Origin of the sequence: Neobacillus sp. SM06, assembly GCF_050496765.1 — a bacterium.
Taxonomy (GTDB): Bacteria; Bacillota; Bacilli; order Bacillales; family Cytobacillaceae; genus JAEVLT01.
This window is the reverse complement of sequence record NZ_JBNWEO010000013.1, coordinates 255,650-273,393: the sequence shown is the minus strand read 5'-3', so window position 1 is coordinate 273,393 and position 17,744 is coordinate 255,650. Positions and strand designations below refer to the sequence as shown.

The window sequence follows — 17,744 nt, the reverse complement described above, 5'->3', positions numbered from 1 at the left end:
GAGAGAAAATTGTCTTCATTGTCGGAATTTCGGCTGCTTTCGGTTCTCGCCCAGGAAATGAATATGCACAAAGCTGCAGACAGGCTGTTTGTTTCTCAGCCTGCCCTTTCACAGCGGCTGCAAACCATTGAGAAAGAATGGGGGACGAAGCTGTTTATCAGAGGTCATAAAGGTCTTTCACTAACTCCTGCAGGAGAGCAGGTCATTCAATTTGCAAATGAAGTGCTGGCAAGACAGGAAAAAGTAAAGGAAACAATTGCTTCCATGCAAATGGGGATTACAGGAACGCTGAAAATTGCAGCTGCTTCGATTGTTGGCCAAAATTGGCTGCCAAAAGTATTAAAAAAATACGTTGAAACCTATCCCCAAGTCAAAATTTCATTAATAACCGGCTGGAGCAGTGAAATTTTAAAACATTTATACGACAACCAGGCTCATATTGGCATTATCCGCGGCAAACCTGATTGGAAAGGAATTAAAATCCATCTTTTTAAAGATCTTTTGTATTTGGTCGATAAAGAAATTTCCACACCTGAACAATTAATGGAGACTGATCGTCCTTTTATCCAATTTCGCAGTGATTCCAATTACTATCAGGAAATCCTTGATTGGTGGATGCGCATGTTTAAAACTTCACCAAAGCGGACAGTTGTCGTCGATCAGATTGAAACGTGCAAGCAAATGGCGTTTAATGGAATTGGCTACTCGATTTTACCGGCAATAACGCTTGACGAAGCAAGTACAAATATCTTCAAAGTTTCTCTTTTAGATGAAAATCAGGAGCCCCTTAAACGCGATACTTGGTTATTGGGATATGAGTCGGCATTTCAGCTAAAGCAAGTGCAAGCTTTTGTCGATTTAGTGAAAGAGGAGACAGGAATGCAATCATTTAATTGAATGATGATTTTGCTTGTTTTCGCTGCTTGTGTTTGCTAAAGTATTTTTGATCATACATATAGGAGGTTTTCAGAATGAAAATGATGGATGCGAATGAAATCATTTCTTTTATTCAAAATAGCAAGAAATCAACACCCGTTAAAGTTTATGTAAAAGGACAGCTTGAAGGCATCGATTTTGGCAAGGATGCCAAAACGTTCATCAATGGACAAGCTGGTGTGGTTTTTGGTGAGTGGGCGGATATCCAATCAGTGCTCGAGTCCAATAAAGACCGTATTGAAGATGTTGTTGTCGAAAACGACCGCCGCAATTCGGCTATTCCGTTGCTTGACACAAAAAATATAAATGCGCGAATTGAACCAGGCGTAACGATTCGTGATCAAGTGGAAATTGGTGATAATGCGGTGATCATGATGGGTGCGGTGATCAACATTGGTGCTATCATCGGCGAAGGAACGATGATCGATATGAATGTTGTTCTTGGTGGTAGAGCTACGGTTGGTAGGAATTGCCATATTGGTGCCGGAACCGTTCTTGCAGGTGTCATTGAGCCGCCTTCAGCAAAACCAGTGGTAGTTGAAGATGATGTCGTAATTGGAGCAAATGCTGTTGTTCTTGAGGGCGTGACCGTTGGAAAGGGAGCCGTTGTCGCAGCCGGTGCCGTTGTCATTGATGATGTTGCGCCATATACGGTTGTTGCCGGAACCCCTGCTCGCAAAATTAAAGATATCGACGAAAAGACAAAATCCAAAACCGAAATTAAGCAAGAGCTTCGCCAGCTATAATGGAATAATAAATGGAAAGCGTGGAGAACTCCGCGCTTTCTTTTTGGAAAAGGACGTGGAAAACGTGAATCGTTTTGTTAAAATTCGCCGTGATTTGCACCAAATTCCGGAATTGGGTTTTCAAGAAGTAAAGACCCAAAACTATTTGTTAGCGTATATAAACAGCCTTCCTCAAGAACATTTAACGATTAAACAATGGAAGACCGGTTTATTTGTCAAAGTGCATGGTTCAAAACCGACAAAAACAATTGGTTATCGCGCCGACATTGATGGTCTTCCGATTACAGAGGAAACGGGCTTGCCATTTTCCTCCTCTACTCGTGAACGGATGCATGCATGTGGACACGACTTTCATATGAGTATCGCACTTGGAGTGCTGACGTATTTTTCCGAACACCAAATAAAAGATGATTTGCTGTTTATATTTCAGCCTGCTGAGGAGGGACCCGGCGGGGCGGAACCAATGCTGAAATCTGAAATTATGCAGGAATGGCGTCCGGACATGATCATCGGCCTGCATATTGCTCCAGAATATCCAGTCGGATCGATCGCGATAAAAGAAGGCTTGCTTTTTGCCAATACCTCTGAGTTGTTTATTGATCTAAAAGGAAAAGGAGGGCATGCAGCATATCCGCATCAAACCAATGATATGGTCATTGCTGCATGCTCGCTTGTCGGGCAGCTGCAGACGATTGTTTCACGCAATGTTGATCCGTTGGACAGCGCTGTTATTACAATTGGGAAAATAACGGGCGGAACGGTGCAAAACATTATTGCAGAACGAGCGCGTTTAGAAGGAACCATCCGCACCTTGTCGCCTCAATCAATGGAGAAGGTAAAACATCGCATTGAGGCGATTGTCGGCGGAATCCAAGCTGGCTATGAGTGTGAAGCAACAATTGATTATGGTGCAATGTATTACCAAGTATACAATCAGGCAGACTTAACAAGCGAATTTTGCCGCTTTTTAAGACTGCAGACAACAGCAGAAGTAATTGAGTGCAAAGAAGCAATGACCGGTGAAGATTTCGGCTATATGGTAAAAGAAATCCCAGGTTTTATGTTTTGGCTTGGAGTGGATTCAGCTTTTGGGCTTCATCATGCCAAATTAAATCCAAAAGAAGCGGCAATTCCCTTTGCGATTGACACAATTACAAAGTATCTCCTTTTTAAGGGAAATAATCAGTAACGAGTCCAAGGCGTTTTATTTTAATCACCCTGCTGTTATATGGTAAAATGATAGCAAATTAAGGCAAAAATTGACCGCTGACAGCACGTTTATTAATGAAAAAAAAGGGCATCTTATTATAGGATAAAGAAAAAGATGATAATAAATATTTATTTAAATTAATTATCATTTAATATTGACTTCAAATAGCCTTTACTTTATAATTATTATTGTTAGGAATTTGAGTGAACAAAGGCAAGCCTGCGTTTACTCAACTACATAAGATTACCCATTTATTTTTTGTGTAATCTTGAAAAGATAGCAAATGAGAAGTGCTATAGCGTATCTCATTTAATAAAAATATTTGGAGGGATTTAATATGCCAGAACGCATGGTAGGAAAACAAGCTCCACGCTTTGAAATGGATGCAGTAATGCCAAATAAAGAATTTGGAAAAGTAAGCCTTGAGGAAAACATGAAAAACGGTAAATGGACTGTATTGTTCTTTTATCCAATGGACTTTACTTTTGTTTGCCCAACTGAAATTACCGCACTTTCCGATCGTTTTGATGAATTCGAAGATTTAGATGCAGTTGTCATCGGTGCATCGACAGATACGATTCATACTCACCTTGCTTGGATTAAAACAGACCGCAAAGAAAATGGACTTGGCGATCTTAACTACCCACTAGCAGCAGATACAAACCATGTTGTTGCCCGCGACTATGGGGTATTAATTGAAGAAGAGGGTGTAGCACTTCGCGGATTGTTCATTATTGATCCTGAAGGCGAAATGAAATACCAAGTTGTTAACCATAACAATATCGGCCGCGATGTTGACGAAACTCTTCGCGTGCTACAAGCACTGCAAACAGGTGGCCTCTGCCCAGCTAACTGGAAACCAGGTCAAGCAACATTAAACGTTTAATTGCAGCTTGTTTTTTCAATCAGGACCTAACCTGCAACAGTGTTAGGTCTTTTTTTCAACTCGTCACATCGGCGACGCTAATATGAGACAAATGCTAAACTAGGCGGAAAATGAGCTTTTTTCTTCAGTCAATTTTCACTTTGCCAAACATAAGGGAGGTTTTTGCGATGAAATTGCGTGAACAAATGCCGGAACTTTCTGGTGCTACCACATGGCTAAACGGCCAAGTAACAAAAGAAGAATTGGTAGGTGAAAAGCCGACTCTGATTCACTTCTGGTCGATCAGCTGCCATTTATGTAAAGAAGCAATGCCGCAGGTAAATGAATTTCGCGATTCTTTTAAAGATCGTTTAAATGTAGTGGCCGTTCATATGCCAAGGTCAGAAAACGATTTAAATGTGGATGAAATCAAGCTGGTTGCAGCGGAATTTGGCATTACCCAGCCAATTTTTGTCGACAGCGAACACAAGCTGACAGATACTTTTGAAAATCAATATGTTCCAGCATATTACGTTTTTGATCGTGAAGGAAAGTTGCGTCACTTTCAAGCAGGCGGCAGCGGAATGAAAATGCTCGAGAAACGTGTGAACCGTGTTCTCGATGAAACAGAAAAAGCGGAATAAGCCATTAAGCCTCAACGCAAAAAGGACTATTCGTATAAAATACGGATAGTCCTTTTTTGAAATACCAGAATTTATATGTTAACCTTTTTTACGATTGCCGAAAGAGTAAGACATGGAGTCCAATATTCTGAAACAAAATTTTTTTGACCAAAATCAGCATTGAAAAAATTCATAAAAAACAGCATCCTAAATGAAAAGTATATACACAAGAAATTTATTCCATAATTAGAGTGGAAATCAACAGACTAGTTGTCAGAACCAAACTAAAAAGGATCGGGCGGTTTTTCTTATGGTCTTGGAAATTATAAATTTTTACTTTTATTGTGTTAAAATGAAGAGAGTAAATCTGGACATAAAAGCGTTCATATATGGGGGAGTTTGGATGAATAAAGATTTTGCGGTCATTGGTCTCGGGCGATTTGGCGGAAGTATATGCCGGACACTAGCAGAGCTGGGAAAAGACGTGTTGGCAATCGATTTGAACGAAGAGCGGGTAAATGAATTTTCAACCATTGCTTCCCATGCCGTTTCCGGCGATTCGACAGATGAGGCGATGCTTAGAAGCATTGGAATTCGCAATTTTGACCATGTCATTGTTGCGATTGGAGAGGATATCCAATCAAGTATTTTGACAACTTTGATTTTAAAAGAATTAGGCGTTCGCAATGTAACAGCGAAAGCGCAAAATGATTATCATGAAAAGGTTTTAAGAAAAATTGGTGCCGATCATGTCGTTCACCCGGAGAGGGACATGGGGATTCGCATTGCCAACAATATGGCATCAAACAATGTTTTAGATTATTTGGCCTTATCCGACGAGCATAGTATTGTCGAGTTTGTTGCCAGCGAAAAAATCGGCGGCCGGACGATCCTCGATTTGGACATTCGCAAAAAATACGGCGTTAACATTGTCGCGATTAAAAGGGGAAGTCAGATTATTGTTTCGCCGCAGGCAAAAGAAGTAATACAAGCCAATGATGTATTAATTGCCATTGGTAACGACAGTGACCTCGACAAATTTGAACGAAAAGTGATTCAGTGATTATAAAATGAGAAAAAGAGAAGCCACGAAGTGAGGCTTCTCTTTTTATACCTCCATGATGATGGGCAAAATCATTGGACGGCGTTTTGTTTTTTCGTATAGGAACGGTGCAAGGGTGTCGGTAATTTCATTTTTAATTTCCGACCATTGGCTTGTTTTTCGCTCCATCACCTTGTTCAGATGTTTTGTAATTAAATTTTGTGCATCATTGATTAAATCACCGGATTCTCTCATATAGACAAATCCGCGAGAAATAAGGTCAGGCCCTGCTGCAATTTTAAATTCCTTCATGTTAATGCTGACAACGACAACCACAAGCCCTTCCTCCGAAAGAATGCGACGGTCGCGAAGGACAATGTTTCCGATATCGCCAATTCCGCTGCCATCAATATAGACGGAACCAGAAGGAATTTTTCCAGCCACTTGCGCAGTACTGTCAGATAGAGCCAACACTTCGCCATTGTCCATAATAAAACAATTTTCCTCGGCTACTCCGCATTCAACAGCAAGCTTTGCGTGGGTTTTTTGCATCCGATATTCACCGTGGATCGGCATGAAAAACTTTGGCTTGATTAAGCGGAGCATCAGCTTTTGCTCTTCCTGCCCGCCATGACCGGAAGTGTGGATATTGCTTAGTTTTCCGTGGATGACTTCCGCACCTGCACGGGAGAGCATGTTGATCGTTCGACTGACGCTGATGGTGTTTCCTGGAATCGGTGACGATGAGAAGACAACCGTATCGCCCGGAATAATCTGAATTTGGCGATGCGTTCCATTGGCAATCCTTGAAAGTGCCGCCATTGGCTCGCCTTGGCTTCCTGTGCACAAGATCGTAACCTGGTTTGCTGGCAGGCGGTTAATTTGCTGGGCATCAATAAATGTATCTTTCGGTGCGCGTATATAACCTAAATCAAGTCCAATGTTAATTGCTGCTTCCATGCTGCGGCCAAATACTGCAATTTTTCTTCCATTTGCAACCGCTGCTTCTGTTACTTGCTGAAGGCGATGAATATTCGATGCGAAGGTTGCAAAGATCACGCGTCCTTCAACTTTGCGGAAAATATCTTGAATACTGTCGCCAACACGTCTTTCAGACATCGTGAATTCAGGAATTTCACTATTGGTACTATCGGAAAGCAAACATAAAACGCCTTCTTTTCCGATTTCAGCCATTTTCGTTAAATTCGCAGGCTCGCCAACCGGAGTAAAGTCAAATTTGAAATCACCTGTATGAACAATTTGTCCTGGAGGAGTTTTAACAACAATTCCATACGAATCAGGGATACTGTGTGTAGTACGGAAAAAGGTAACAGAAGTTTTGCGAAATTTAATGACGTCATCTTCTTTAATTTCTATCAGCTTTGCGTTTCGTAACAATCCATGTTCTTCAAGCTTGTTTTTAATTAAACCTAGAGCAAGCTTCCCGCCATAAATCGGAATATTGACTTCTTTTAACAAATAAGGAATTCCGCCAATATGATCTTCGTGACCATGGGTGACAAACAACCCTTTGATCTTGTCTTCGTTTTTGACTAAGTACGTGTAATCAGGGATGACGTAATCAATCCCTAAGAGTTCATCTTCAGGGAATTTAATGCCGGCATCAATGACAATAATTTCATCCTGAAATTGGACTGCATACGTGTTTTTGCCAATTTCCCCAAGACCTCCCAGGGCAAAAACAGCTGTTTGATCGTTTTTAACAAATTTCATAAATTATCAATTCTCCAATACTTTAAAGTGTTCGCTCTTTTGTTCATATGTTAAAAAAGCTCCTTTTACTGCTTGTACATATTCAATATTGTAGCCGCGATTGTTGAGTTTTGTTCGTACATCTTTTTCAGATTCAGCTTCAATATAAAGGGTTTTTGTGTTCTCCCTTACAGGTACTTCGGTGTTATTTTCCTGGTAATAAACTTTAAATATCATGATTGATCGCTCCTAACTCCACAGTAACTTTTTCTATTATATAAAAAAATTCTCTGTTTTTCATTTGTTTTCTTTTCATGGATGTTTTTTCCGATTCGTTATAAATACTTGTATTCAGATGAATTGTCAAAATACCGATCCAGGTGCTATTATACCAATTTACAATAAGGAAGGAGCCCTTCGCAAGTTTGAAGGGCTCAAAATTTAAGCAATGGTTTTTTTTCTCAACAAATCTTTCCACTGTTTTAAGAGCTTTTTACGGAGCTTCTTTAACATAGTGGATCATCTCCTTACTTCTTATTTTAAACGATCCTTGTCCAATGTAAAGCAGCCAAGTGAAAATATTGATATTTTCCTGAAAAAAAGGTGGTTGTTTACGATTATTATATGATGAAATGGCTGATTTTTTCATGGATAATGATGGAATTAACACAACTGTAAATCAATTGACAAGAAACAGGGAAGCAGTTAGTGTTTTACTATCAGGAAGAAAAGGAGCAGGGGATTTATAATGGGGAAGTTATATAGTGCATTAATTGCCCTTAGCCTTATTTGGGGAACTTCATTTTTGTTTATGAAGTTATTGTTGGTGGAATTGCCGCCCGCCGCGATTGTCTTTGGCAGAAGTTTTTTCGGTATGCTGATTTTATTAGCAGTGGTCTTGTTTCAGAAAAAGAGGCTCGCATTAAAAAAATTACCTTGGGGAAAGCTGTTTCTCGTTGCATTGACTAACAATGCTTTGCCATGGCTGTTTATCACAACAAGTGAAACAAAGATCTCGTCAAGTATGGCATCGATTATTAATGCCACCACGCCTGTTTGGACACTTGTGATCGGCTTCTTATTTTTTGCATCTCATTTGCGAAAAACTCAATGGTTCGGGATTGTCATTGGTTTTGCCGGAATTATTGTCCTATCCGATCTCAAGCCTGGTGATTTGTTTTCGGGCAATACGCTTGGTGTTCTTTTGATGACGGGGGCAACGATCAGCTATGGAATCGGAGCGCAAATGTCAAAAAAATATCTTTCCAACTTATCGGTTCAAGAAATTTCTTTCTATACTTTGTTCCTTTCTACCATCATTGGATTAGTAACATTGATGTTCTTTGATCCTTCTTCAGCAAAAACTGTTTTCCATTTAGAATTCCTTCTTCCGTTTATTGGTTTAGGAGCTTTTGGATCCGGATTCGCCTATTTGCTGTATTATTTCCTTGTAAAAGAAGGGAGTGCCGAATTTGCTTCGCTCGTTACGTATATCGTTCCGGTTTCTGCGATCATTTGGGGCGCTGTTCTTTTAAAGGAACCCGTACACATCTCCATGCTGCTTGGTTTGATGATTATTTTTGCGGGTGTGTATACTTCTTCGCGAAAACCAAAAGTCTGTTCAGAAAAATCAGCAGTCGCATAAAACCATTACGAAAAGAATTATACATGGTGGAAAAATCTAAGGGCAAAAGCTGTAAAAAGAGAAACCTCGCCTGCATCAGGCGAGGTTTCTTTCATCTTTCAATTGGGATTGCATCGGGACTGACTTTATACGGATCATTTTTGTCAATTAGATCATAGAACATGATGCCGTTTAAGTGGTCAATTTCATGTTGAAACACAATGGCTGGCAGTCCCTTCAGACGTAGTTTCACTTCATGTCCATCTTCATCAAAGCCTTTTACGGTGACACGAGCATGGCGCGGAACATACCCGGGGATGGCCCTGTCGACTGAAAGACAGCCCTCCCCCGCAAGCAGATAGGCCTGCTCAACCGAATGGCTGACGATTTTCGGGTTGAACAGACCATAGCTGTACAGTTTGCCTTTTTCATCATGTACATGAACAGCGATCATTCGCTTTGACACATCAATTTGTGGTGCTGCCAATCCAACGCCTGGGCGCAGTCCATAAGCAGAAGTAATCTCTTCATTTTGACTGTTTTTCACATATTCTAATAGGCTTCTAAGTATTTGTTTATCTTCTTCCGATGGCGGTAACGGTACTTCTGCTGCAATTTGCCTTAAAGTAGGATGGCCATCTCGAATAATATCCTCCATCGTTAACATAATCTTTTCTTCACTCCTGTAAAACGAAAATAGGCTCTCTGTCAATAGAATAACAAACAATCAAGGAAAAGTTAACAAATGTATTTCAGATTAAAAACGTTGATTTATTTTTTCCTTTGTTCCGTTCAAGAAATTGTTGGATTCTTTCTAAATGAAAATGAGAAGGCACATGCCTTCTCGTGTAAAGTCTTCTGTTGTTAGTTCCAGCAGGCACACCCGACAATAATCAATAGAATAAACAAGACAACGATTAAGGCGAAACCTGCACCAAAACCACCGCAGCCTCCTGCAACAGGGTAACCGCAACCATAGCCGCCATAATATCCGTACATAAGGATTCCTCCTCTACTATTATTTTTCACCTCTAGGATTATAGCTGAGGGATTACTATAGCCTATGAAAACAGCCCGCCATTGTATAGGCCGTAGCCTAGCATAAATTAAAAAACGTTCGAATAAAAATAATGGAAAAGGGACAAGCTTCTTCGCTTCACATTCTTTCCAGCCGTCTCTTGTCAGCTTCGATAAGTCTCGATATAGTAAGAATGGTTAAGATTGGGGGATTATTGATGTCTATACCTGTTAAAATCCGTATTCTCTTTATAGTTTCAGCAATATCATTGCTGTTGTCCGGCTGTTTTCAACAGCAAACACCTTCTGAAAAAATGTACACAGTTTTGGAAAAAGTCGCAGTGGCCGAAAAGGGATTTGAGGAGCAGCAAGACCCGCTCGTTGCCGCAGAAAGTAAAGAAGAGAAGCTTTATAATCAAATCATCAAATTGGGAATGAAGCAATATGATCAAATTGTGAAATTATCAGATGAGGCTCTTGCTCTAACGGATAAGCGGCAGAAGTTGATGGAGAAAGAAACACAGAGTTTAAAAGAATCAGAAAAGCAATTTGAAAAGGTGCAGGAGCTTCGAAACGAATTGGAAAAAAGTGAGCTTAAGCAACAAGTAAACCAACTATATACGATTATGATGAAAAGGTATCGGGCTCATGATGTGTTGTACAAGCAGTACCAGCAGGGGATCTCATATGACAGGCAATTGTATCAAATGCTAAAAGATAAAAATGCCTCATTGGATGCCTTAGAAGGACAAATCAATAAATTAAACGATTCTTATAAACAAATTGTCAAGGCGAATAATCAATTTAATGACTTAACAAAACAATACAATGAAAAAAAGCTGGAATTTTACCAAACGGCCGGATTAAAAACAAAACAAACTTCATAACGAGAAAAAATCGGCAGAATCTGCCGATTTTTTTTATAAAGATCTTTAAAAAATATGTCGAAGAATTTGTCAATGGATTTTGTGAAAAATTTATGAACTTTTCTATAACAATTTACAAAAATGAAGCGTTTTTGTAGTACAGTTTTGACTTCTTTAATAGTACAGGTGTGATTTTATAAAAAACGATTTTCTAATATAATAATGATGAAAAATAATAAATCATAGTAATTGACGCGAATTATTTGTTGATGTAAACTCAATGGTGGAAACGAAAATTGTATCAATGTGATTTGAAAAAACAACTGATACAGAAGAAGATGATCGTCGATAAGAGAGTGTATGTTTTTTGTGATCCTTCTTGTGGAACAACTAATTGGAAACATAAAGAATTGTCTTATCTGTCATCCGGTGCCGAAAAATCTTTTATTAAAAACGGTGAATTGCCATTTTAATTAACGATTTTGGGTAACCTAAATTAGTGGATTTTTGCTACTAAAGTCTTAAATGAAAGAAAGGAAAAGGTGACGAAGATGGCTTCCAAAACAAAGAATGCCCAGCTCGACGCAAAACAAGCGCTCGATGCAGTGACAGAACAGTTTCAAACCCTTCAAATTTTAAATGAAGAAGGCGAAGTCGTAAATGAAGCGGCTATGCCTGATTTAAGCGATGAGCAATTGCAGGAATTAATGCGCCGTATGGTGTATACACGAATTCTTGACCAGCGTTCAATTTCGCTGAACCGACAAGGAAGATTAGGTTTCTATGCGCCTACAGCCGGACAAGAAGCATCACAGCTTGCTTCACAGTTCGCACTTGAGAAAGAAGACTTTATTCTTCCGGGTTACCGTGATGTTCCACAAATCATTTGGCATGGACTTCCATTGTACCAAGCGTTTTTATGGTCAAGAGGTCATTTTGAAGGCGGACAAATTCCAGATGGCGTTAACATCGCTATTCCGCAAATTATCATTGGCGCTCAATATGTGCAAACTGCGGGTGTAGCGCTTGGGATGAAAAAACGCGGTGTGAAATCGGTTGCCATTACGTATACAGGCGACGGCGGTACATCGCAAGGAGATTTTTATGAAGGAATCAACTTTGCCGGAGCATTCAAAGCACCAGCGATCTTTATTGTGCAAAACAACCAGTTTGCAATCTCTACACCTGTTGCACTTCAAACTGCTGCAAGTACACTAGCTCAAAAAGCAGTAGCAGCTGGAATTCCTGGAATCCAAGTAGATGGAATGGATCCGCTTGCTGTTTATGCTGCAGTTCGCGAAGCTCGTGAGCGTGCTGTAAATGGTGAAGGACCGACACTTATTGAAACGTTGACATACCGCTATGGTCCACACACAATGGCTGGAGACGACCCAACCCGTTACCGTACGTCTGAATTAGACAATGAATGGGAGAAGAAAGATCCGCTTGTGCGCTTCCGTAAATTCCTGGAGAAAAAAGGTCTGTGGAGCGAAGAAAAAGAAAATGAAGTAATCGAACAAGCGAAAGAAGACATTAAAGAGGCAATTAAAAAAGCAGATGCTGCACCAAAACAAAAAGTGACGGATTTAATGTCTATCATGTACGAAGAAATGCCGCAAACATTGAAAGAACAATATGAAATTTATCAAGCAAAGGAGTCGAAGTAAGTCATGGCTCAAATGACAATGATTCAAGCGATAACGGATGCGCTGCGCACAGAATTAAAAAATGATCCAAATACATTGGTTTTTGGGGAAGACGTTGGTGTAAACGGGGGCGTTTTCCGTGCAACTGAAGGCCTTCAAAAAGAATTTGGCGTAGATCGTGTATTCGATACCCCTCTTGCCGAATCTGGCATCGGCGGTTTGGCTGTTGGTTTGAGCCTGCAAGGATTCCGTCCAATTCCGGAAATTCAGTTTTTTGGTTTCGTTTTCGAAGTCATGGACTCCATTGCCGGCCAAATGGCTCGGTTACGTTACCGTACAGGTGGGAAATTTAATGCCCCTGTAACAATCCGTTCCCCTTTTGGCGGCGGTGTCCATACACCGGATATGCACGCTGACAGTTTGGAAGGACTAATGGCTCAATCTCCAGGGGTGAAAGTGGTTATCCCGTCTACTCCATATGATGCGAAGGGGCTTTTGATTTCTTCCATCCGCGACAATGATCCGGTTGTTTTCCTTGAGCATATGAAATTATACCGTTCATTCCGCCAAGATGTACCTGAAGAAGAGTACACAATTCCATTAGGAAAAGCGGATGTGAAACGTGAAGGAAAAGATGTTTCAATTATTACGTATGGTGCAATGGTACATGAATCGTTAAAAGCTGCTGAAGAGCTTGAAAAAGAAGGATATTCAGCTGAAGTAGTCGATCTTCGCACGATCAGCCCGCTTGATGTTGAAACCATCATTGCTTCAGTTGAAAAAACTGGCCGTGCTATCGTTGTCCAAGAAGCACAAAAACAAGCTGGAATTGCCGCTCAAGTCGTAGCAGAAATCAATGAGCGGGCCATTTTAAGCCTAGAGGCACCAGTGTTGCGCGTAGCGGCCCCTGATACTGTTTTTGCTTTCCCACAAGCTGAATCCGTATGGCTGCCAAATTATAAAGATGTGATTGAAGTTGCAAAGAAAGTATTAACCTTTTAATTTTATTTAGGGGATCGTAACTGTTCCCCCAATAACAAAAACATAGGAGGGTGAATCCCGTTGTCATTCCAATTTAAATTACCGGATATCGGTGAAGGAATTCACGAAGGTGAAATTGTAAAATGGTTTGTAAAACCTGGCGATAAAGTTAAAGAAGATGATGTATTGTGCGAAGTGCAAAATGATAAAGCGGTCGTTGAAATCCCGTCTCCTGTTGAAGGTACCGTTCAAGAAGTACTTGTTGAAGAAGGAACAGTAGCAACTGTTGGACAGGTTCTTGTTACATTTGATGCACCAGGGTATGAAAACCTCCAATTTAAAGGCGATGAAGGTCATGATGCGCCACAAGCAGCACCAGCACCAGCTCCAGAAGCTCCAGCACCGCAAGCTACACCTGAAAAACCCGCTGCAGGAGCAGCACCAAATGCAGAAGTTGATCCAAACCGTCGCGTAGTTGCTATGCCTTCTGTTCGTAAATATGCTCGCGAAAAAGGCGTAGACATTCGCTTGGTTGCAGGCAGCGGAGATAATGGCCGAGTATTAAAGAGCGATATTGACGCATTCCTAAGCGGAGGCACAGCACCGCAAGCGCAAGCGGCGGAACCTGCTAAGGCTGAAGAAACAAAAGCAGCACCAGCGCCAATTCCGCAAGGCGAATATCCGGAAACACGCGAAAAAATGAGCGGAATCCGCAAAGCAATTGCAAAAGCAATGGTCAATTCGAAACATACCGCTCCACATGTTACTCTTATGGATGAAGTAGATGTGACAAAACTTGTTGCCCACCGTAAGAAGTTCAAAGAAGTGGCTGCATCAAAAGGCATTAAACTTACATTCTTGCCATATATCGTAAAAGCCTTAACAAGTGCATTGCGCGAATTCCCTGCACTTAACACTTCTTTAGATGATGCAACAAATGAAATTATCAATAAACATTACTATAATATCGGTATTGCGGCTGATACGGATAAAGGTTTGCTAGTTCCAGTTGTCAAAGATGCTGACCGCAAATCAGTCTTTACTATCTCCAATGAAATCAATGAACTGGCTGGAAAAGCTCGTGACGGCAAGCTTGCACCAAATGAAATGAAGGGTGCTTCCTGTACGATTTCGAATATTGGTTCTGCTGGCGGACAATGGTTTACACCGGTTATTAACCATCCGGAAGTTGCCATCCTAGGTGTTGGCCGAATTGCAGAAAAACCGATTGTCCGAGATGGTGAAATTGTTGCAGCTCCGGTTCTTGCATTGTCACTAAGTTTTGACCACCGCATGATTGATGGTGCGACTGCTCAGCATGCAATGAATCACATTAAGCGCTTATTAAATGATCCTGAACTACTGTTAATGGAGGCGTAATAAATGGTTGTTGGAGATTTCCCAATTGAAACAGACACGATCGTCATTGGTGCGGGACCTGGTGGATATGTGGCAGCAATTCGCGCTGCCCAGCTTGGTCAAAAAGTAACGATTGTTGAAAAAGAATATGTCGGGGGAGTATGTTTAAACGTTGGTTGTATTCCATCTAAAGCATTGATTTCTGCCGGACATCGCTACGAAACCGCTCTTCATTCCGAAGACTTCGGAATTAAAGCAGAAAATGTAAAGGTTGATTTTTCGAAAGTCCAAGAATTTAAAGCTGGCATAGTAAAAAAATTAACCGGTGGCGTTGAAGGATTGTTAAAAGGCAATAAAGTGAACATTGTTCGCGGTGAAGCGTATTTTGTTGATGCCAACACTCTTCGCGTAATGGATGAGAATTCAGCGCAAACATATACGTTTAAAAATGCAATTATTGCTACGGGATCTCGCCCAATTGAACTGCCTACCTTTAAATATTCGAAACGCGTGCTGAATTCAACCGGTGCGTTAAACCTAAGCGAAATTCCACAGAAAATCGTGGTAATCGGTGGAGGCGTTATCGGTATCGAACTTGGCGGTGCGTACGCGAACTTTGGCAGTCAAGTAACCATTTTAGAGGGTGCAGATGAAATCCTTGGCATGGGCGTATTTGACAAACAAATGGCTTCGCTTGTGAAACGAACAATGAAGAAAAAAGGCGCAGAATTTTACACAAAAGCGATGGCAAAAGGCGTTGAAGAAAGAGAAGACGGCGTAACAGTAACATTTGAAGTAAAAGGCGAAGAAAAGAAAATCGATGCTGATTACGTATTTGTTATGGTTGGCCGCCGTCCAAACACGGATGAAATGGGTCTAGAACAAGCAGGCGTAAAAGTAAACGAGCGCGGACTGATCGAAATTGATAAACAATGCCGCACAAATGTAAGCAATATTTACGCGATCGGTGATGTCGTTCCTGGACCGCAGCTGGCACATAAAGCGTCGTATGAGGCAAAAATTGCGGCGGAGGCAATTGCCGGACATCCATCCGAAATTGATTATTTAGGCATTCCTGCAGTTGTTTTCTCTGATCCTGAATTAGCTTCTGTCGGCTATTCCGAAGAACAAGCCAAAAACGAAGGTATTGAAATCAAGGCAGCGAAATTTCCATTTGCCGCAAATGGCCGTGCATTGTCCCTTGACAGCTCGGACGGTTTCTTAAAATTGATCACACGTAAAGAAGACGGTTTAATTATCGGGGCTCAAATTGCAGGTGCAAGTGCTTCCGATATGATCGCAGAACTCGGGCTTGCAATTGAAACAGGAATGACCGCAGAAGACTTAGCATTAACAATTCACGCCCATCCAACTCTTGGGGAGATCACAATGGAAGCTGCAGAAGTAGCACTTGGAACCCCAATTCATATTTTAAAATAATTAACGCAACAAAAGGCCTTTCCTTTAAAAACGGAAAGGCCTTTTTATTTTTTTAAAAAATAACTTTCACGGGACAAACATATATATAAGTAGGATACCTCTTGAGTTTGGTGGTGGGATTGATGAAAATGTATGTAATCATAATTCTCCAATTTATGATCTGGAGCGGATACACGTTAATTGAATGGCTATCGAGCCGGGATCAACTGGTGTATAAAGTGCTGATGTTTTTTGTGTTTTTCTATTTAGCCTTCTTGCTTGGCCGGAAACTGACCGAATCAACAGCAAAAGCGTTTTTTGTTACCACATTAAGCCTCACCATGTACACTTCATTTCATTTCACAATGGTCTATTTCACGGGTTAGTTATTTTTTAACAAAAAAACATTATTCCCACGTTTTTTCTAACCATTACCAACAAAATATTTTTAATCAAAAAAGCCCCGAAACGGAGCTTTTTTAGCTAATTATTTTCGCGGGTAATAATACATAATTCTTCCGTTGAAGAGGTGGAGTTCTCCTTGCAATTTTTTGGCAAGAAACTTGCAAAATTCATTTGCTTTCCCTTTGTCGCCATATGTAGATTCTTCAGGTAACGTAACCTGAATATACGTAGTCGCTGATCCGTCCTCTGTCTCTTCCTGATCAACGCCAATTAAAATAGTGTTGTAACGGTCGCTTGTCGCCGATAAATAAAACCAATCATCTTTTCCTTTTTCTGGATATTTGATTTCATACGGGAAGGAAGAGGCTTCATAATTCCAATTTACTTGATCACCTGTTTTCTCTGTAATGTCCTTGTAATAATGAAAAAAATCTTTTACTTCGTCAAGTGTAACGACTTGTTTTGAAGATGAAGGAACAAGCTTAATGTAGGCCGACTCCGCCATTTCATTTCCCCCTTACGGATCCGATATCTTTTACACTCTTATTCTAGCATTGAAAAAAGAAATATGACAACTATCTGAACAAATGCTTTGCTAATTGTTATTTTTATTAAAAAAGGTTATAATAAAGTTCTAAATATTCCAATAAAAAGGAGGCGCCCCGATGGACTTATTCGAAAAGTTGTATGATGAGCATGAAAACGTCAAGGTAAGATTTGTGGGATTTACAACAGATGACACTCGCTATGATTTTGGAATTGTTTACACAAGCATGTTTTTCGGCAAACCACTTGTTGTCTGCATGCAAACAGGCCGTTCAACACTCCTCGATCCTAAGGATATTGAAGATTTAGACCACTTACAGAATGTATTCCGAATTAGGGAAAAGTATCAAGCAGCTGATTTAGCAGAATTTTTCCGTGAAACCCTTCCGTCCATCCCATTTGTCACCCAATACGAATAAAAGAAATGGAAAAAAGCAGGTCCTTCGGGGTCTGCTTTTTATACTGTTGATAAGAAGTAATTTTTAATAATAATGTTATACAATTTTCTGTTGATAAATTAAATGTGTTATATTATTATAGAGTTAGAGATGAATAAAGCGTTTCCAAAAGTATGATCATTTACGAAGAAAAGGGGAATGAAAAGATGGGTACAATTGTATGCCAGGCTTGCAACTCTACGATTGATCATTTTGAAGATGAAAAAGTCACAGTTCTTTACTCAAAATGCAGCTGTCACCACTGCCAGAGTCAAGAAGGGGATAAAAATACAACAAAAGCAGTCTAAT

General features: G+C 40.4%; 20 protein-coding genes. 15 read left to right on the top strand and 5 right to left on the bottom strand.

Annotated elements, in window-relative coordinates; all coding sequences use genetic code 11:
• Nucleotides 1-9 precede the first annotated feature (9 nt).
• From ACQYAD_RS06450 to ACQYAD_RS06425, 6 genes are all read left to right on the top strand, one after another.
• Nucleotides 10-897, top strand: a complete 888-nt coding sequence (locus ACQYAD_RS06450; RefSeq protein WP_430236484.1) for a LysR family transcriptional regulator — start codon at nt 10-12, stop codon at nt 895-897.
• 74 nt (nt 898-971) lie between these two features.
• The gene (gene dapD, locus ACQYAD_RS06445) at nt 972-1,682 is read left to right on the top strand and encodes a 2,3,4,5-tetrahydropyridine-2,6-dicarboxylate N-acetyltransferase (protein WP_430236482.1); all 711 of its coding nucleotides are present in this window, start codon (nt 972-974) and stop codon (nt 1,680-1,682) included.
• 55 nt (nt 1,683-1,737) lie between these two features.
• Nucleotides 1,738-2,871 carry an N-acetyldiaminopimelate deacetylase gene (locus tag ACQYAD_RS06440; RefSeq protein WP_430236480.1) on the top strand — a complete coding sequence of 378 codons (1,134 nt, stop codon included), beginning with the start codon at nt 1,738-1,740 and terminating at the stop codon, nt 2,869-2,871.
• 358 nt (nt 2,872-3,229) lie between these two features.
• Nucleotides 3,230-3,778 (top strand): peroxiredoxin, encoded by a 549-nt coding sequence (locus ACQYAD_RS06435; RefSeq protein ID WP_430236478.1) that lies wholly within the window; start codon nt 3,230-3,232, stop codon nt 3,776-3,778.
• 167 nt (nt 3,779-3,945) lie between these two features.
• Complete coding sequence (locus tag ACQYAD_RS06430; RefSeq protein ID WP_430236476.1) at nt 3,946-4,401, top strand: TlpA family protein disulfide reductase; 456 nt, start codon at nt 3,946-3,948, stop codon at nt 4,399-4,401.
• Between the two features lie 382 nt (nt 4,402-4,783).
• Complete coding sequence (locus ACQYAD_RS06425) at nt 4,784-5,443, top strand: potassium channel family protein (RefSeq protein ID WP_430236474.1); 660 nt, start codon at nt 4,784-4,786, stop codon at nt 5,441-5,443.
• Between the two features lie 45 nt (nt 5,444-5,488).
• Here the strand turns inward: ACQYAD_RS06425 and rnjA are convergent, their stop codons facing one another.
• Complete coding sequence (gene rnjA, locus ACQYAD_RS06420; RefSeq protein ID WP_430236472.1) at nt 5,489-7,156, bottom strand: ribonuclease J1; 1,668 nt, start codon at nt 7,154-7,156, stop codon at nt 5,489-5,491.
• A 6-nt stretch (nt 7,157-7,162) separates the two neighbouring features.
• Complete coding sequence (locus tag ACQYAD_RS06415) at nt 7,163-7,372, bottom strand: DNA-dependent RNA polymerase subunit epsilon (RefSeq protein WP_430236470.1); 210 nt, start codon at nt 7,370-7,372, stop codon at nt 7,163-7,165.
• A gap of 511 nt (nt 7,373-7,883) precedes the next feature.
• Here ACQYAD_RS06415 and ACQYAD_RS06410 point away from each other — a divergent pair.
• Nucleotides 7,884-8,780: a DMT family transporter gene (locus ACQYAD_RS06410; protein WP_430236468.1), complete on the top strand. Its 897-nt coding sequence runs from the start codon at nt 7,884-7,886 to the stop codon at nt 8,778-8,780.
• A gap of 91 nt (nt 8,781-8,871) precedes the next feature.
• Here the strand turns inward: ACQYAD_RS06410 and def are convergent, their stop codons facing one another.
• Together def and ACQYAD_RS06400 are read right to left on the bottom strand one after the other, a co-directional pair.
• Nucleotides 8,872-9,426 (bottom strand): peptide deformylase, encoded by a 555-nt coding sequence (def, locus tag ACQYAD_RS06405; RefSeq protein ID WP_430236466.1) that lies wholly within the window; start codon nt 9,424-9,426, stop codon nt 8,872-8,874.
• 197 nt (nt 9,427-9,623) lie between these two features.
• Nucleotides 9,624-9,758 (bottom strand): YjcZ family sporulation protein, encoded by a 135-nt coding sequence (locus ACQYAD_RS06400; RefSeq protein ID WP_430236464.1) that lies wholly within the window; start codon nt 9,756-9,758, stop codon nt 9,624-9,626.
• Nucleotides 9,759-9,994: 236 nt separating this feature from the next.
• Here ACQYAD_RS06400 and ACQYAD_RS06395 point away from each other — a divergent pair, with 236 nt between their 5' ends.
• The 6 genes from ACQYAD_RS06395 to ACQYAD_RS06370 all read left to right on the top strand — a co-directional run bounded on the left by ACQYAD_RS06395 (nt 9,995) and on the right by ACQYAD_RS06370 (nt 16,433).
• Nucleotides 9,995-10,663 (top strand): YkyA family protein, encoded by a 669-nt coding sequence (locus ACQYAD_RS06395; RefSeq protein WP_430236462.1) that lies wholly within the window; start codon nt 9,995-9,997, stop codon nt 10,661-10,663.
• Nucleotides 10,664-11,193: 530 nt separating this feature from the next.
• On the top strand, nt 11,194-12,309 hold the full coding sequence (pdhA, locus tag ACQYAD_RS06390; RefSeq protein WP_430236460.1) for a pyruvate dehydrogenase (acetyl-transferring) E1 component subunit alpha: 1,116 nt from the start codon (nt 11,194-11,196) through the stop codon (nt 12,307-12,309).
• Nucleotides 12,310-12,312: 3 nt separating this feature from the next.
• Nucleotides 12,313-13,290, top strand: coding sequence for an alpha-ketoacid dehydrogenase subunit beta (locus tag ACQYAD_RS06385; protein WP_430236458.1), 978 nt, complete (start codon nt 12,313-12,315; stop codon nt 13,288-13,290).
• A 60-nt stretch (nt 13,291-13,350) separates the two neighbouring features.
• Nucleotides 13,351-14,649 carry a dihydrolipoamide acetyltransferase family protein gene (locus ACQYAD_RS06380; protein WP_430236456.1) on the top strand — a complete coding sequence of 433 codons (1,299 nt, stop codon included), beginning with the start codon at nt 13,351-13,353 and terminating at the stop codon, nt 14,647-14,649.
• Between the two features lie 3 nt (nt 14,650-14,652).
• Nucleotides 14,653-16,068 (top strand): dihydrolipoyl dehydrogenase, encoded by a 1,416-nt coding sequence (gene lpdA, locus ACQYAD_RS06375; protein ID WP_430236454.1) that lies wholly within the window; start codon nt 14,653-14,655, stop codon nt 16,066-16,068.
• A gap of 122 nt (nt 16,069-16,190) precedes the next feature.
• A complete protein-coding gene (locus tag ACQYAD_RS06370) occupies nt 16,191-16,433 on the top strand; it encodes a hypothetical protein (RefSeq protein ID WP_430236452.1) in 243 nt (80 codons plus the stop codon).
• Between the two features lie 101 nt (nt 16,434-16,534).
• Here the strand turns inward: ACQYAD_RS06370 and ACQYAD_RS06365 are convergent, their stop codons facing one another.
• Entirely contained in the window at nt 16,535-16,957 is a 423-nt protein-coding gene (locus tag ACQYAD_RS06365) for a DUF1885 family protein (protein ID WP_430236451.1), read from the bottom strand.
• A 160-nt stretch (nt 16,958-17,117) separates the two neighbouring features.
• On the opposite strand from ACQYAD_RS06365, the gene ACQYAD_RS06360 reads away from it, so the two are divergent.
• Both ACQYAD_RS06360 and ACQYAD_RS06355 read left to right on the top strand, forming a co-directional pair.
• Nucleotides 17,118-17,417: a DUF3055 domain-containing protein gene (locus ACQYAD_RS06360; protein WP_430236449.1), complete on the top strand. Its 300-nt coding sequence runs from the start codon at nt 17,118-17,120 to the stop codon at nt 17,415-17,417.
• Nucleotides 17,418-17,602: 185 nt separating this feature from the next.
• Complete coding sequence (locus ACQYAD_RS06355; RefSeq protein ID WP_430236447.1) at nt 17,603-17,743, top strand: GapA-binding peptide SR1P; 141 nt, start codon at nt 17,603-17,605, stop codon at nt 17,741-17,743.
• Nucleotide 17,744: the final 1 nt, after the last annotated feature.

Coding starts and splice junctions, on each gene's coding strand:
- dapD (WP_430236482.1), top strand. CDS start 972: ATGAAAATGATGGATGCGAATGAAATCATTTCTTTTATTCAAAATAGC.
- ACQYAD_RS06435 (WP_430236478.1), top strand. CDS start 3,230: ATGCCAGAACGCATGGTAGGAAAACAAGCTCCACGCTTTGAAATGGAT.
- ACQYAD_RS06430 (WP_430236476.1), top strand. CDS start 3,946: ATGAAATTGCGTGAACAAATGCCGGAACTTTCTGGTGCTACCACATGG.
- ACQYAD_RS06425 (WP_430236474.1), top strand. CDS start 4,784: ATGAATAAAGATTTTGCGGTCATTGGTCTCGGGCGATTTGGCGGAAGT.
- rnjA (WP_430236472.1), bottom strand. CDS start 7,156: ATGAAATTTGTTAAAAACGATCAAACAGCTGTTTTTGCCCTGGGAGGT.
- ACQYAD_RS06415 (WP_430236470.1), bottom strand. CDS start 7,372: ATGATATTTAAAGTTTATTACCAGGAAAATAACACCGAAGTACCTGTA.
- ACQYAD_RS06410 (WP_430236468.1), top strand. CDS start 7,884: ATGGGGAAGTTATATAGTGCATTAATTGCCCTTAGCCTTATTTGGGGA.
- def (WP_430236466.1), bottom strand. CDS start 9,426: ATGTTAACGATGGAGGATATTATTCGAGATGGCCATCCTACTTTAAGG.
- ACQYAD_RS06400 (WP_430236464.1), bottom strand. CDS start 9,758: ATGTACGGATATTATGGCGGCTATGGTTGCGGTTACCCTGTTGCAGGA.
- ACQYAD_RS06395 (WP_430236462.1), top strand. CDS start 9,995: ATGTCTATACCTGTTAAAATCCGTATTCTCTTTATAGTTTCAGCAATA.
- pdhA (WP_430236460.1), top strand. CDS start 11,194: ATGGCTTCCAAAACAAAGAATGCCCAGCTCGACGCAAAACAAGCGCTC.
- ACQYAD_RS06385 (WP_430236458.1), top strand. CDS start 12,313: ATGGCTCAAATGACAATGATTCAAGCGATAACGGATGCGCTGCGCACA.
- lpdA (WP_430236454.1), top strand. CDS start 14,653: ATGGTTGTTGGAGATTTCCCAATTGAAACAGACACGATCGTCATTGGT.
- ACQYAD_RS06370 (WP_430236452.1), top strand. CDS start 16,191: ATGAAAATGTATGTAATCATAATTCTCCAATTTATGATCTGGAGCGGA.
- ACQYAD_RS06365 (WP_430236451.1), bottom strand. CDS start 16,957: ATGGCGGAGTCGGCCTACATTAAGCTTGTTCCTTCATCTTCAAAACAA.
- ACQYAD_RS06360 (WP_430236449.1), top strand. CDS start 17,118: ATGGACTTATTCGAAAAGTTGTATGATGAGCATGAAAACGTCAAGGTA.
- ACQYAD_RS06355 (WP_430236447.1), top strand. CDS start 17,603: ATGGGTACAATTGTATGCCAGGCTTGCAACTCTACGATTGATCATTTT.